Origin of the sequence: Sphingobium sp. UBA5915 (genome assembly GCF_002431195.1) — a bacterium.
GTDB classification, from domain to species: domain Bacteria; phylum Pseudomonadota; class Alphaproteobacteria; order Sphingomonadales; family Sphingomonadaceae; genus Sphingobium; species Sphingobium soli.
Genome location: NZ_DJDV01000015.1, coordinates 21,096 through 35,130, shown reverse-complemented (window position 1 = coordinate 35,130; position 14,035 = coordinate 21,096). Strand labels below are relative to the sequence as shown.

13 protein-coding genes and 1 tRNA gene are annotated in these 14,035 nt (G+C 65.1%); 8 read left to right on the top strand and 6 right to left on the bottom strand.

The window, feature by feature from the left end:
• Positions 1-68 precede the first annotated feature (68 nt).
• Entirely contained in the window at positions 69-809 is a 741-nt protein-coding gene (gene truA / locus B2V90_RS02100) for a tRNA pseudouridine(38-40) synthase TruA (RefSeq protein ID WP_293919533.1), read from the top strand.
• Here the strand turns inward: truA and B2V90_RS02095 are convergent.
• Positions 800-1,528, bottom strand: coding sequence for a queuosine precursor transporter (locus tag B2V90_RS02095; RefSeq protein ID WP_228220548.1), 729 nt, complete (start codon positions 1,526-1,528; stop codon positions 800-802). The two genes, truA and B2V90_RS02095, sit on opposite strands and share 10 nt — an antisense overlap.
• A gap of 67 nt (positions 1,529-1,595) precedes the next feature.
• Between B2V90_RS02095 and B2V90_RS02090 the strand changes: the two genes are divergently transcribed.
• Positions 1,596-1,672: transfer RNA gene (locus tag B2V90_RS02090), tRNA-Arg, on the top strand.
• 20 nt (positions 1,673-1,692) lie between these two features.
• On the opposite strand, the gene B2V90_RS02085 is transcribed toward B2V90_RS02090, so the two are convergent.
• The 3 genes from B2V90_RS02085 to fsa all read right to left on the bottom strand — a co-directional run bounded on the left by B2V90_RS02085 (position 1,693) and on the right by fsa (position 4,833).
• The gene (locus B2V90_RS02085; protein WP_228222000.1) at positions 1,693-3,606 is read right to left on the bottom strand and encodes a BCCT family transporter; all 1,914 of its coding nucleotides are present in this window, start codon (positions 3,604-3,606) and stop codon (positions 1,693-1,695) included.
• 156 nt (positions 3,607-3,762) lie between these two features.
• Positions 3,763-4,101 carry an antibiotic biosynthesis monooxygenase family protein gene (locus B2V90_RS02080; protein WP_228222001.1) on the bottom strand — a complete coding sequence of 113 codons (339 nt, stop codon included), beginning with the start codon at positions 4,099-4,101 and terminating at the stop codon, positions 3,763-3,765.
• A 78-nt stretch (positions 4,102-4,179) separates the two neighbouring features.
• Positions 4,180-4,833, bottom strand: a complete 654-nt coding sequence (gene fsa, locus B2V90_RS02075; RefSeq protein ID WP_021225378.1) for a fructose-6-phosphate aldolase — start codon at positions 4,831-4,833, stop codon at positions 4,180-4,182.
• 121 nt (positions 4,834-4,954) lie between these two features.
• Between fsa and B2V90_RS02070 the strand changes: the two genes are divergently transcribed.
• The 3 genes from B2V90_RS02070 to B2V90_RS02060 are packed head-to-tail and all read left to right on the top strand — an operon-like array spanning position 4,955 to position 8,020.
• A complete protein-coding gene (locus B2V90_RS02070) occupies positions 4,955-5,602 on the top strand; it encodes a DUF2490 domain-containing protein (RefSeq protein WP_228222002.1) in 648 nt (215 codons plus the stop codon).
• 46 nt (positions 5,603-5,648) lie between these two features.
• Positions 5,649-7,820, top strand: a complete 2,172-nt coding sequence (locus B2V90_RS02065; RefSeq protein ID WP_228222003.1) for a primosomal protein N' — start codon at positions 5,649-5,651, stop codon at positions 7,818-7,820.
• Positions 7,820-8,020 (top strand): DUF1289 domain-containing protein, encoded by a 201-nt coding sequence (locus tag B2V90_RS02060; RefSeq protein ID WP_228222004.1) that lies wholly within the window; start codon positions 7,820-7,822, stop codon positions 8,018-8,020. The genes B2V90_RS02065 and B2V90_RS02060 overlap by 1 nt, the downstream gene beginning before the upstream one ends.
• Here the strand turns inward: B2V90_RS02060 and B2V90_RS02055 are convergent.
• Positions 7,956-9,458, bottom strand: a complete 1,503-nt coding sequence (locus B2V90_RS02055) for a hypothetical protein (protein WP_293919529.1) — start codon at positions 9,456-9,458, stop codon at positions 7,956-7,958. The two genes, B2V90_RS02060 and B2V90_RS02055, sit on opposite strands and share 65 nt — an antisense overlap.
• A gap of 69 nt (positions 9,459-9,527) precedes the next feature.
• On the bottom strand, positions 9,528-10,583 hold the full coding sequence (gene ada, locus B2V90_RS02050) for a bifunctional DNA-binding transcriptional regulator/O6-methylguanine-DNA methyltransferase Ada (RefSeq protein ID WP_228222005.1): 1,056 nt from the start codon (positions 10,581-10,583) through the stop codon (positions 9,528-9,530).
• 112 nt (positions 10,584-10,695) lie between these two features.
• On the opposite strand from ada, the gene B2V90_RS02045 reads away from it, so the two are divergent.
• From B2V90_RS02045 to atpA, 3 genes are all read left to right on the top strand, one after another.
• Positions 10,696-12,267, top strand: a complete 1,572-nt coding sequence (locus tag B2V90_RS02045) for a S1C family serine protease (RefSeq protein WP_228222006.1) — start codon at positions 10,696-10,698, stop codon at positions 12,265-12,267.
• Positions 12,268-12,442: 175 nt separating this feature from the next.
• Positions 12,443-12,997 carry a F0F1 ATP synthase subunit delta gene (locus tag B2V90_RS02040; protein WP_037542558.1) on the top strand — a complete coding sequence of 185 codons (555 nt, stop codon included), beginning with the start codon at positions 12,443-12,445 and terminating at the stop codon, positions 12,995-12,997.
• Between the two features lie 10 nt (positions 12,998-13,007).
• On the top strand, positions 13,008-14,035 hold a 1,028-nt coding region (atpA, locus tag B2V90_RS02035), incomplete at its 3' end, for a F0F1 ATP synthase subunit alpha (protein WP_293919528.1).

The following is a 14,035-nucleotide window of genomic DNA, read 5'->3' as shown; positions in this document are numbered from 1 at the left end:
CGTCGAGACGCGGAAAACGCATCCCATGCCGTTTCTCGACTCCGCTCGAAACGAACGCGGCTAGCATCATGCCCCGCTTCGCCTTCACCGTCGAATTTGACGGCCGGCCCTTCATGGGCTGGCAACGGCAGGCGCATGGCCCCAGCGTCCAGCAAACGATCGAGGATGCGATCGCGGCCGTTACAGGCGAGGCGGCGGTAATCCATGCTGCCGGGCGAACGGATGCCGGGGTGCATGGCCTCGCCATGCGCGCCCATGCCGATATCGCCAAAGACATCGCCCCCTTTCGCCTGATGGAGGCAATCAATGCGCGAATGCGGCCCGCCCCGGTCGCCATCCTGGCGTGCGAAACGGTGGCGGACGACTGGCACGCCCGCTTTTCCTGCACCGGGCGGTCCTATGTCTATCGCATCGCCAATCGCCGCGCGCCGCTGACCTTCGATGCGGGGCTGGTGTGGCGCGTCGTCCAGCCGCTCGATACCGATGCGATGCAGGCGGCGGCGCAGCATCTGGTGGGGTGCCATGATTTCACGACATTCCGGTCCGCCCATTGCCAGGCGCACAGCCCGTTAAAAACGCTCGACCGGCTGGATGTGGAACGGCAGGACGACCGCATCGCCATCCATGCCGCCGCGCGCTCCTTCCTGCATCATCAGGTGCGGTCGATGGTGGGTTGCCTCGCCATGGTGGGCATGGGGCGCTGGACCGCAAACGATCTGCGCGACGCACTGGCGGCAAGGGACCGCGCGGCGCTGGGCCTCAATGCGCCGCCCGATGGCCTCTATTTCGTGCGCGCGACCTATCCCTGAGAGATGCTGGCGCGGAAGGGCGTGAAATTCGTGCCCTCGTCGTAGATGTCCAGCCCTTCCCGCCGTTTGACGAAGCCTACCACCGCATAGGTGACGGGCGTCAATATCGCCTCCCACCCGACCTTCATCGCCCAGTTCGTCACCATGACGGTCGCCACCTGTGCGTTGGTCCAGTCGCCGTAGAAAGCAAGTGGGTAGAAAAGCAGGCTGTCCACCCCCTGCCCCACGATGGTCGATCCAATGGTGCGCATCCACAAATGCCGCCCTTGGGTGAGCAGCTTCATCCGCGCCAGCACGAAGCTGTTGGCCAGTTCCCCCGCCCAGAAGGCGATGAGCGAGGCAAAGACAATGCGCCAGGTGCTGCCGAACACCGCCTCATAGGCCGCCTGGTCGGGCCAGCCGGCGGCGGGCGGCAAGGCGACGACGACCCAGCTCATCAGCGCCATGAACAGCATCGCGGCAAAGCCGGCCCACACGCACCGGCGCGCACGGGCATAGCCATAGACTTCGGTCAGCACGTCGCCCAGCACATAGCCCAGCGGAAAGAAGAGGATACCCGCGCCAAATGTCACGCCGCCCAGCGTCGACAGCTTTGCCGCGCCGATCAGGTTCGACAGCAGCAGGATGGCGACAAAGGCCGCCATGAAAAAATCATAATAGCGCAGCGGCCGTGCGCCGAGCGCCCCCGCCCCGATCCTTTGCACCGCCCCGTCATCCATGACTTCCTGCTTATCGGGCGGACAGGCGATTGCAAGCGGCCTTCCCTGCGGCTATCGCGCAAGCCACGGCCCCGTAGCTCAGTTGGATAGAGCATCCGCCTTCTAAGCGGATGGTCGCAGGTTCGAATCCTGCCGGGGTCGCCACCCTAACGATCGGCTTGCGTTCAGGGCGTGGCGGGACGCCAGCCCTCCAGATGCAGCAATATGTCGTGCGTGATCTGCTCGGTCGACAGGCCGGTCAGATCGCGTTTGCGCTGTTGTCCTTCCGATCCGCCGGACATGATCCAGCCGTGGCTGCGGCGGCTTTCCGACGCCTCCAGCGCGGTATAGGCGGCGAGCGGACGGGACCGAGGGGTCAGATGATAGCGAAAGACGCGCTCAGGCGCGAAGCGGATGGTCAGCACCGCCGCGCCATCGTCTCGCCTTTGCACATCGCTTTCCGCCCAGCCCTCTTCCAGCATTGCGTCGCGCACCGTTTCCAGCGCGGGCACGCCATTGGCGGCAATCTGGCGCGCGATATCGCTTCGGCTTGCCGGCACGAACAGGCGCTTGAGCCGTTCGGTGACGGCGGGCGCATCTTCGCTGATGGCGACGCCTTCCAGATCGGCCGTCGTCTGGCGCACCAGGCCCACGGCCAGCAACAGCATGATGATGCAGAAGGGGAGCGCGGCGAGCAGGGTCGCGGTCTGCAAGGCGCCGAGGCCGCCCGCCAGCAACAGCAATGTCGCTGTCACGCCCAGCAGCAGGCACCAGTAGACGCGCTGCCAGCGCGGCGTTTCGTCCGCCCCGCCCGATGCCAGCGTGTCGATGACGAGCGCGCCTGAGTCGGCGGACGTGATGAAGAAGACCGCGACCAGCGTGATGGCAAGCGCGGAGGTGAAGCCGGCACCGGGCAAATAGGCCAGGAACTTAAACAGCGCCGTCGACAGATTGGCGTCGACCGCCTTGGCGATCGCCCCATGCGCCGCGCCAAGATCGAGCGCGATCGCGGTGTTGCCGAACACCGTCATCCACAGGAAGGTGAAGCCCGCTGGCACGAACAGCACACCAACGACGAATTCCCGGATCGTGCGCCCGCGCGAAATGCGGGCGATGAACATGCCGACGAAGGGCGACCAGGCGATCCACCACGCCCAGTAGAACAGGGTCCAGTCGGCCATCCAGGCGCGCGGTTCATAGGCGTAGAGGGTGAAGGTACGCTGGACGAAATGATCGAGATAAAGGCCGAAATTCTGCACCAGGGCATTGAGCAGGAACAGGGTCGGCCCCCACAGCATGACGAACAGCATCAGCAGGACGGCCAGCGTCAGGTTGAGTTCCGACAGGCGGCGCACGCCGCGATCGGCCCCGCTCAACACCGACAGGGTGGCCGCGCCCATGACGACGACGATGACGCCCACCTGCAAGGATATCGTGTCGGCCAGACCATAATTATAGGCAAGGCCGGCGGTCATCTGCGACACGCCAAAACCTAGCGAAGTCGACACGCCAAAGACGGTGCCACACACGGCGAATATGTCGATCGCATCGCCCATCGGGCCATGGATGCGCTTGCCCAGGATCGGATGCAGCCCCGACCGCATCGTCAGCGGCAACCCGCGGCGATAGGAGAAATAGGCAAGGCTGAGCCCCACCAGTGCGTAGATGGCCCAGGCATGAATGCCATAATGGTGGAAGGTGATGGCCATTGCTTCGCGGGCGGCCAATATGGTGCCGGGCTCCGCTTCAGGCGGGGAGATATAATGCTGGACCGGCTCGGCCACGCCAAAATACATAAGGCCAATGCCCATGCCGGCTGCGAACAGCATGGCAAGCCAGGACATATAGGGGAAATCGGGTTCGGAATCGTCGGGGCCAAGGCGCAGGCGGCCAGCTGGTCCAAATCCCAGGACGAGGACCACCACCACAAAAGCGGCGACCGAAGCCACGTAGAGCCAGCCGAATGTGTCGATGGCCCAGCTTTGCGCGGCGCTGAATATCTGGTCCGACGCGCCGGGCGCGATCAGCGTGCTGGACAGCATCAGGGCGACGATGATCGACGCCCCCCAGAATACACGCGGATTCATCTGTGTCTTCATCCGCTTCCCCCTAATCTATGTGAAGGCGAAAATCAGCCGCGCGGGCGGATGTTCCGCCGATCATCCATAGAAAAGCATCAGCAGCAGGCCGATGGCGGTCAGCAACAGGGAGAACCAAAGGAAGCCGAGGTCGGGCTTGTCGGGATCGCGCATGACTCAGTCCTCGGCGCTGGCGACCGAACGGACGAGCAGGTCGTCGGTTACGGTCATAGTGAAAATGGGGTCGGCATCGGCCGGCACTTCGGCAATGGCGTCGGAAAAGGCGGCGCGGGTGGCGGGATCGTCATAGACCATTTTCTGGTCGAAGGCCGCGCGCCAAGTCGCTTCGTCGGGCCATTCGGCATAGCCGACGAAGCGTCCATCCGCATCGCGATGCAAGCGCGACCCCAGGCTGCCATATCTTTCGCGGATGAGGTCGGTGCCGCGCCGCCAGGCGGCGCGAAACTGATCCTCCTTGCCCGGATGGACCCGCCACCAATAGACAGCGACGAACATGCAGCGTGCCTCCTTGTTACGAAGACACAATGAGCCGGACCGGGCAGCGGTTCCGGTCGCGGCCCATCCGATGCCGCTTTAGAGGATGGTCTGGCCGGTCTTGGCCCAGTCGGCGGCGAAGCCTTCCAGCCCCTTGTCGGTCAGCACATGCTTGGACAGCATCTTGATGACGGCCGGCGGGGCGGTAATGACGTCGGCGCCGATCTTCGCGCATTCGAGCACATGGATCGGATGGCGCAGCGAAGCTGCCAGGATTTCCGTGTCGAACTGATAATTGTCGTAGATCAGGCGAATATCCTCGATCAGCTTCAGGCCGTCGAAGCCATTGTCGTCATGGCGACCCACGAAGGGCGAAATGAAGCTGGCGCCGGCCTTCGCCGCGAGCAGCGCCTGGTTGGCCGAGAAGCAGAGCGTCACATTGACGAGCGTGCCTTCGTCCGTCAGCGCCTTGCAGGTCTTGAGCCCATCGATGGTGAGCGGCACCTTGATGCAGACATTGTCCGCGATCTTCCGCAGGATCTCTGCTTCCTTCATCATCGTTTCATGGTCGAGCGCGACGACTTCGGCGGACACGGGGCCATCGACGATGCCGCAGATTTCCTCCACGACTTCCATGAACTTACGGCCCGACTTGTGGATCAGGGTCGGGTTGGTGGTGACGCCGTCCAAAAGGCCAGTGGCGGCCAGTTCGCGGATGTCGGCGGTGTCGGCGGTGTCGACGAAGAATTTCATGGGGATGCTCCGGGGCAATTGGCGATTCGGCTCCCTTTAGCCTTTGGGGCCGGGATTCGCCATCGGTTGCCCGGACGCCGCAGGACGGGTAACGGCGCGATACCTTTCCAAAGGATCACCGATGCGTTTCCCGATATTGCTGTCCGCGATGGTGCTGCCCCTGATCACTTCTCCCGCCCGCGCCGCAGACGACACGCAGCTTTGGGTGTCGGAGGCACTGACCTTGAAGGCGGACGGCAATGACAGCGTCACACTGGACTTCAGCCAGCGCGCGCGGTCCGATGCAACCAGCGGCGGGGAACAATCGCTCAGCCGCATCACCTGGGATCACAGGATAGCCGGCGGGGTGCAGGTGGGCGGCGGTTTCGCCTATCTCAAAAGCGAAGTCGATCAGGAGCTGCGCTTTCACCAGCAACTGACCGTCAGCCATGGCATATTGCAAAGCCGCACCCGGCTGGAGCAACGCTTTTTCGACAATGCCGACGAAGCCAGCTGGCGTCTGCGCGAACGGATCCAGGCGACGGTGCCACTGGATGCCGACAAGAAATGGGCGCTGGTCGGGGCGAGCGAATTCTTCTTTCATTTGAACCGGGCAAAGCCCGGCGACAGGACGGGCCTTGCCGTGATGCGCCTGCAAGGCGGCATTCGTCGATCCTTGAGCAAATCCGTCGATATCCAGCTGCTCTACATGCGCCAGCAGACCTTTCGCGACAATAAAGCCGACACATTCAACCATGTACCCTGGCTGTCGCTCAACTGGCGGATTTAGCGGCGGGGCTGTTTGCGCGGGACGCGCCAGGGGCTAAGGACGCACCATGTCCTCCCGCGCGCGCGTCCTGCTCCTTAATGCCGCTCTTGGCCCACTCGACTATCGGGTGCCGCACGGCATGCGGGTCGAGCATGGCAGCATCGTCGTCGCGCCATTGGGGCCGCGCCAGATCGTCGGCGTGGTGTGGGAGGAGGATCGCTTTCCCGATGTCGAGAGCGTGGGCGACAATCGCCTGCGCAACCTGCTAGAGGTGGTGGACGCGCCGCCTTTGCCCGAACCGCTGCGCCGGCTCATTGAATGGACGGCGGACTATTATCTCAGCCCTCCGGCCGCGGTGTTGCGGATGGCGCTGTCGTCCATGTCGGCGTTGGAGGGGGCGCGCACGGTCATCGAATATCGCGCCACCGGCGCGATGCCCGAACGGATGACCGAACAGCGCGCGCAGGCGCTGGAACGGATCGGCGAGCGGCAGGGGCTGATCCGCGAGCTGGCGATGATCGGCGGGGTGAGCGACGCGGTGATCCGCGGCCTTATCAAGCAGGACATATTCGAGCCGGTAGAGGTGAGCGTCGATACGCCCTTCCCCATGCCCGATCCCGATCATGCCCCGCCCGCCCTGTCGGAGGCGCAGCGCGCCGCCGCCGGGCAGATGGCGGATGCGGTGCGGGCAGCGGACTTCGCGCCTTTCCTGCTCGACGGCGTTACCGGATCGGGCAAGACCGAAGTCTATTTCGAGGCGATCGCGGCGGCGATCCGGGCGGACCGCCAAGTGCTGGTCCTGCTGCCCGAAATCGCGCTGACCGAGCCGTTCCTGGAGCGGTTCGAAAAACGTTTCGGATGCGTTCCGGTTAACTGGCATAGCGGCCTGCGGCAGAGTGAGCGGCGGCGGGCCTGGCGCGCCATCGCCAGTGGCCAGGCGCAGGTGGTGGTGGGCGCGCGGTCGGCGCTGTTCCTGCCCTATCCGAAGCTGGGCCTCATCATCGTCGATGAAGCGCATGAGGCGAGCTTCAAGCAGGAAGACGGCGTCCATTATCACGCCCGCGACGTGGCGGTGATGCGCGGCCTCATTGAAAAATTCCCGGTCGTGCTGGCGTCGGCCACGCCCGCCATCGAGACGCGGCATCAGGTGGAATTAGGGCGCTACGCCGAAATCAAGCTGCCGTCCCGCTTTGGCGGCGCGGAAATGCCGGACATTCACGGCATCAACCTACTGACCGACCCGCCCGAGCGGGGCCGCTGGATCGCGCCGCCGCTGGTCCAGGCGATCGACGAGACGATGGCGCGGGGCGAACAGAGCCTGCTGTTCCTCAACCGGCGCGGCTATGCGCCGCTGACCCTGTGTCGCCATTGCGGCTATCGCTTCCAATGCCCCAATTGCACTGCCTGGATGGTCGAGCATCGGCTGACGCATCGGCTGGCCTGCCATCATTGCGGCCATGTCATCCCCGCGCCACGCCGCTGCCCGGAGTGCAAGGAGGAGGACAGCCTGGTCGCGTGCGGTCCCGGCGTCGAGCGTATCGCCGATGAGGTGAAGGCGCTCTGGCCGCAGGCGCGCACCGCCATCGCCACATCCGACACGCTTTGGTCGCCCGCGCGCGCCGCCGAGTTCGTGAAGTCGGTGGAAGGGGGCGATGTCGACATCATCATCGGCACGCAATTGGTGACGAAGGGCTATCATTTCCCCAATCTGACGCTGGTGGGCGTGATCGACGCCGATCTGGGGCTGGAGGGCGGCGACCTGCGCGCGGCCGAACGCACCTTCCAGCAAGTGATGCAGGTCGCCGGGCGCGCGGGACGCGGGGAAAAGCCGGGCCATGTCTTCATCCAGACGCGCATGCCCGAAAGCGAGGTCATCCAGTCGCTGATCGATGCGGACCCGGAGCGTTTCTACGCCGTGGAAACGGAAAACAGACGGCGCGCCAACGCCCCGCCCTTCGGCCGCTTCGCCGCGATCATCGTGTCGAGCGAGGATGCCGACGAAGCGGCGCAGACCGCACGACTGATCGGCAAGTCCGCGCCGGTGATCGAGGGGATGCGCGTCTATGGTCCGGCCCCCGCCCCATTGGCCGTGCTGCGCGGCCGGCATCGCCATCGCCTGCTGATCCACGCCAGCCGGCAGGTCGATATTCAGGCCGCGATCCGCGAATGGCTGGGCAATCTGGCGTGGAAATCGGGCACACGGGTCGCGGTGGACGTCGACCCCTATAGTTTCATGTGATGGCGACGCCCATTGCCAGCCCCTGCCGCAACCTGTGCGCACTCGACCGGGATCGGGCGACATGCACGGGCTGCGGGCGAACCATCGAGGAGATTGTGCACTGGCGCAGCATGAGCGATGCGCAGCGCGCCGCCGTCATGGCGCGGGTGCAGGATTTTGCGCCCCCTTTTCCGCCACCTGCGCATCATACTGCGCCTTGAGCCGCAGCGCCGCGTCCCGCATGCCGGACCCGTGCGGCGAATAGGCGATGGGATCGAGCAGGATGGAGGCGGCCGCATATTCCCCCCGGATCGCCAGCGCATGCGCCAGCCTGAACCGATAATTGGGATTTTGCGGCAGGAGGGTATAGGCCTTGTACAGGCCGTCATAACCAAGTTCGGGCATCTTGCCGCCGCGCGTCGCATGATATTGGTAGAATAGCGCCAGCGGCACCGGATCTTCGGTATCCGCGCGGTTGGCGCGCACGATGGCGGTGAGCGCCGCCTTCCAGTCGTCCGCCCTGTCACTGTCATGGGCGCGTTCCAGCATGGCTTCCGCCCGCACCGCATAGGCCCGGGAGGATTGCGGGTCGATGGCGATGGCGCGGTCGGCATCGACCAGGGCGGCATCGTGCATATCCGCCTTCCATTCCGCCTCGACCAGCAATGCCAGCGCATGGGGGCTTTGCGGGAATTTCGCCGCCGTCGCGCGGATCGACGCCACGATGCCCGGCAGGTCCTCGGTCCGCGGCCGATGGATCAGACGCAATTCATCCTCGATCAGTGCGCCGTCAGCCGCATCGACGGGGCTGACGGTGATGGCGCCCAATTGCATCTCGCCGGGCCTCAGCACCAGCATATTGGTCCGATGCCGCATATAGGCCTTGAGATCCTTTTCCAGTCCCTCCAGCCCGCCTGCGAAATAGCTGTCCGGTTCGCCCGCCTCCCCGCGCGCAAGATCGTTCAGATAGGCCGACAATTCAGCGCTGCGTCCGGTCTTGGCATTGAAATAATAATGGGTCAGCAGCCAGGCGGTGCCATAATAGCGGTCGCCATCCGCGCGATTGAGCCCATCGGTGGTCTGCGCGAAAAGCTGCTTGAGCGGATAAGGCTGGCCCAGCACCAGTCCGGGGACGCGCGCCATCGGCACCTGCGCGAAGCGGATGGACCCGTCCTTGGGAAAATCGACGACCGAAAAATATTCCGCGAACCCTTCCACATACCAGGCCGGATACGCAGCGGGAAAATAGTGTAGCATGAAATGATGGGTATATTCGTGGAATAATATTTGTTCTGCGTCGAACCCGAACGTGCCGCCCTTCGATGAGCGGGACAGGAAGGCATAGGCGCTGCGATCGGACGTCGTGTAAAAGCCAGCGATATTGGGATTGCGGGCAAGGTCCTTGACCTTTGCTTCGCTGGACAGAAGATAGACCTTCACCGGGCTGCCCTTTTCCGCCGCGGTCTTGCCCGTCATCTTGCGCAGCAGATAGTCGAATTTTTCCAGCCGCTCCGCAAAGTCGCGCAGCTTGTCGTCGCTGCCTTCGCTATAGACGGTGAAATGGTCGGTCTTTGCCTGCCACCAAGCCGCCTGCGCGCTGCCCGCGCCAGCCAGCAACAGGCCCAATGCCACCAGCAGCCGTCCCCACAAACGCACCATGCCACCCCCCTCAAGTCCCCGCATCACGGTGGCGCAAAAGGGAAGCGGACGAAAGCCTAAATCTTTCCGCTACTTGCCCTTTTCCCGAGCGAGCAGCGCCTGCTTGCGCTCCAGCCCCCAGGCATAGCCGCCCAATGCGCCGTCGCTGCGCAGCACCCGGTGGCAAGGGATGAGAACAGCCAGCCGGTTGTCGCCGCAGGCGCTGCCCGCCGCGCGGACCGCGCCGGGGCGACCGATGGCGGCGGCGATTTCACCATAGCTGCGCGTTTCGCCCGGCGGGATCGCGCGCAGCGCCGCCCAGACGGCTTGCTGAAAGGCGGTGCCCTGTACATCGGTCGGCAATGCCACATCGGCGCGCGGGTCCTCGACCAAAGCGGCGACGTGGCTGGCCATGGCGTCGAGCGCCGCGTCGGCCGGGCACAGCCGCGCATGGGGGAAGCGCGCGCGCAAGTCCGCCTCGCCCTCGCCAAAGCTGATGCGGCACAGGCCCTTGTCCGTGGCGGCGACCAGCACTGGTCCCAGGCTGGTGTCGACGGTGCCCCAGCGGATGGTGACGCCGCGCCCGCCATCCTTCCAGGCCGACGGCGTCATGCCCAGATGACGCTGCGCATCGGCATAGGCGCGGCTGGGCGCGGCATAGCCCGCTTCGTAAATGGCATCGGTGATTCGCGATTCCACCCCAAGCGCCGCTTTCAGCCGCTCGGTTCGCAGCGCGCGCGCCCAGCCGGCGGGCGTCATGCCGGTTTCGCGCTTGAACAGGCGATGGAAATGATGCGGCGCATAGCCGACATGGGCGGCGATCGCGTCCAGCCGGGGCGGGTCCTCCGCCCCTTCGATCATCGTGATGGCCGCCTCCACCGCCAACCGGTCGCGCCCGACCTCGTCCGGGCGGCAACGCAGGCAGGCGCGAAAACCCGCCGCGCGCGCGGCTGCGGGATGGGGCAGAAAGGACATATTTTCCCGCCGTGGATGGCGCGCGGCGCAACTGGGCTTGCAATAGATGCCGGTGGTGGACACGCAGCCCACGAACCGCCCGTCCATCGCCCGGTCGCGGCGCAGGAAAGCGGCCCAGCAGGCATCGGGATCGGGCATGGTGGCGTGGGCAGGGCGAGTCATGGGTGTCATGGATATAGGACATAAATCTCCCCCGCGCGCCCTGCTTCCCACGCCTTGCCGTCAAAGCATTTCGCCTTTTCCCGATTGCACCGCGCCCGGCATTGCATATGAATGCGCCACGATGGTCGCCCTACTCCGCCGCTTCGCCCCCCTTCTTGGCCTTATCCTCGCGCTGCTGGCGCCGATGCCGCTCCATGCCGAACAGCAGGACATTGCCGCCGCCGCGCGCGGCGTGGTGCGCGTGGCGCTGGTCGCGACGGACGGGGCCGACGCCTATTTCGTGGGCCATGGCAGCGGCTTTGCGGTCGCGCCGGACAAAGTGCTGACCAACGCCCATGTCGTCGAACTGGCGCGGGAAGAACGCAATCTGGTGATCGGGGTCATCCCGTCCGAAGGCAGCAAGACCTATGGCGGGCGAATCATCGCCTATTCGCCCGGCAACGACCTGGCGCTTATCCAGCTGGAGGAAGGGAGCCTGCCGGTCAGCACCTTTTACGCGGGTGCGGTGGCCGATGGTCAGCATGTCACCGCGATCGGCTATCCCGGCACGGTCGACCGCGCGCAGGGGCTTGGCCTCAAGCAGATGGTCGAACCGCTGGCGACGGTGAAGACCAGCGGCAATATCTCGTCGGGGCGGGCGAGCCAGAGTTTCGACACGATCCTGCACACCGCGCCGCTTGCGGCGGGCAACAGCGGCGGGCCGCTGGTCGATGATTGCGGCCGGGTGCTGGGGGTCAACAGCTTCGGGTCGATTTCCGATGGCAATGACGCGGAATTCGGCTTTGCCGTATCCTGGCGTGAAATCGCCTCCTTCCTCCGGCAGGCGGGCGTGGCATCGCTGCATACCGTCGTCCCGTGCCGGTCAATGGCGGAGGCCGATGCCGCTGAAGCGTCGCTGACGCAGCGCGAGGCGCAAGCGAGCGAACAGAAGGACCGCGCCGTCAACCAGGCGCGCGACGCGGCACTCGCCAAGGCGCGCGACGATGCGGAGCGCGACATCATCACCGCGCGCGAAAATGCGATGGCGGGCGCGGCGGTGCTGCTGGCGATCGCGGTGCTGGGGCTGGGCGCGGGCGGCCTCTTCTACACGCAAGGCAAGGAACGGCAGGCGACCTGGCTGCTGGCGGGCGGCGGCGTGGCGTTGCTCGGCGCGCTGGGCCTCTTCGTCTTCAAGCCCAGTTTCGATGGCATCGACGAGCGGGTGAAACTGCCGCAAGACAAGGGCGTGACCGCCAACAGCGCCTTCGCCTGGGCCGGCGACAATATCTGCAAGGTCGACCTGCCCCGCAGCCGCCTGACCGTGTCGCAGCCCAATGACATCGCCTTCAACTGGGCCGAAGGCGGCTGCGTGAATGGCGAGACGCAATATGGCGCCGACGGCACGGCGTGGCAGCGCACCGTCGTGCCTGCCGAGGGCAATTATGTCTCCTCCAGCCGATTTGACCCTGCCACCGGCACCTTGCGGGTGGAACGCTGGCTGCCTGACCTTGATACGATGGAAAAGCTCCGCGCGCTGGTGAAGGACAAGCCGATCAAGGGATGCGGCAGCGACGCCGACCTGTTGCGCAAGATTGCCACGCTGCGGTCGGACGCCGCCGCGCTTTTGCCGGCCCAGCCCAATGAACGCATCGTCTATCATTGCCAGAAGGGACGGCTCGCGCCAGCCGACGAAGCCGGACGAGCTGATCGCTGAGCGATAAAAACTCAGGCAAATAGTCCCCCGTCCGACCTTAGGCCGGAATCGTGTCACATGACTTGCATAGTCATATGGGCACTGCTAACCGGCCCGCGACAGGGGTTCGGGACGGCATCACACCGCGCCCCTCTTTTTTGCACGACCTGCAAATCAAGTGGAGGACGGAAAGCGCGTGGAGACTAGCGGCGGGATACAGGCCAGCCTCAGCGGCCGCTATGCGGTGGCGCTGTTTGATCTGGCGCGCGACGCACAGTCGCTCGACACCGTGGCCGGCAGTCTGGCCGCGCTGAAGGCGGCGCTGGCCGAATCGGCGGACCTCAAGGCGCTGATCAACAATCCGGTGTTGAGCCGCGACGCATCGGGCAAGACGATCGCCGCCGTCGCATCCACCATGGGCATCGACGCGCTGACCACGAAATTCCTGGGCGTGCTGGCGCAGAACCGTCGCCTGGCCCAGCTGCCCGCGGTCATCCGCGCCTATGAAACATTGCTGTCGAATCACAAGGGCGAGGCCCGCGCCGAAGTTACCAGCGCCCATCCGCTCGACGCCGATCAGGTCGCCGCGCTCGCCCGGAACCTGCGCGCGCGCGTCGGCCGGGACGTGGCGGTCAGCACCAAGGTCGATCCCGCGATCCTGGGCGGCCTGGTCGTCAAGATCGGCAGCCAGATGATCGATTCCTCCATTCGTACCCGTTTGAACACGCTCGCCCACGCGATGAAAGGCTGAAAGGCTGAACATGGATATCAACGCCGCAGAAATTTCGAAGGTCATCAAGGACCAGATCGCCAATTTCGGCACCGAAGCGCAGGTGAGCGAAGTCGGTTCCGTGCTCAAGGTCGGCGACGGCATCGCCCGCGTCCATGGCCTCGACAATGTCCAAGCGGGCGAAATGGTCGAGTTCGCCAATGGCGTGCAGGGCATGGCGCTGAACCTGGAAGCCGACAATGTCGGCGTCGTGATCTTCGGTTCGGACTCCGAGATCAAGGAAGGTGACGTCGTCAAGCGCACCGGCACCATCGTCGACGTGCCCGTGGGCAAGGGCCTGCTCGGCCGCGTGGTCGATGGCCTCGGCAATCCGATCGACGGCAAGGGCCCGATCCAATACACCGAGCGCAAGCGCGTGGAAGTCAAGGCGCCGGGCATCATCCCCCGCAAGTCGGTGCATGAACCCGTGCAGACCGGCCTCAAGGCGATCGACGCCCTCGTCCCCGTCGGCCGTGGCCAGCGCGAGCTGATCATCGGCGACCGTCAGACCGGCAAGACCGCCGTCGCGATCGACACCTTCATCAACCAGAAGGGCATCAACGCGGGCGACGATGAGAGCAAGAAGCTCTACTGCATCTATGTCGCCATCGGCCAGAAGCGCTCGACCGTCGCGCAGATCGTCAAGCAGCTCGAAGAAAATGGCGCGATGGACTATTCGATCGTCGTCGCCGCGACCGCATCGGAACCCGCGCCGCTCCAGTATCTTGCGCCCTACACCGGCGTCACCATGGGCGAATTCTTCCGCGACAATGGCATGCACGCCGTCATCGTCTATGACGATCTGTCCAAGCAGGCCGTCGCCTATCGCCAGATGTCGCTGCTGCTGCGTCGTCCTCCGGGCCGCGAAGCCTATCCCGGCGACGTGTTCTACCTGCACAGCCGCCTGCTGGAGCGCGCGGCCAAGATGAACGACGCCAATGGCAATGGATCGCTGACCGCGCTGCCGATCATCGAAACGCAGGCGGGCGACGTGTCGGCCTACATCCCGACCAACGTGAT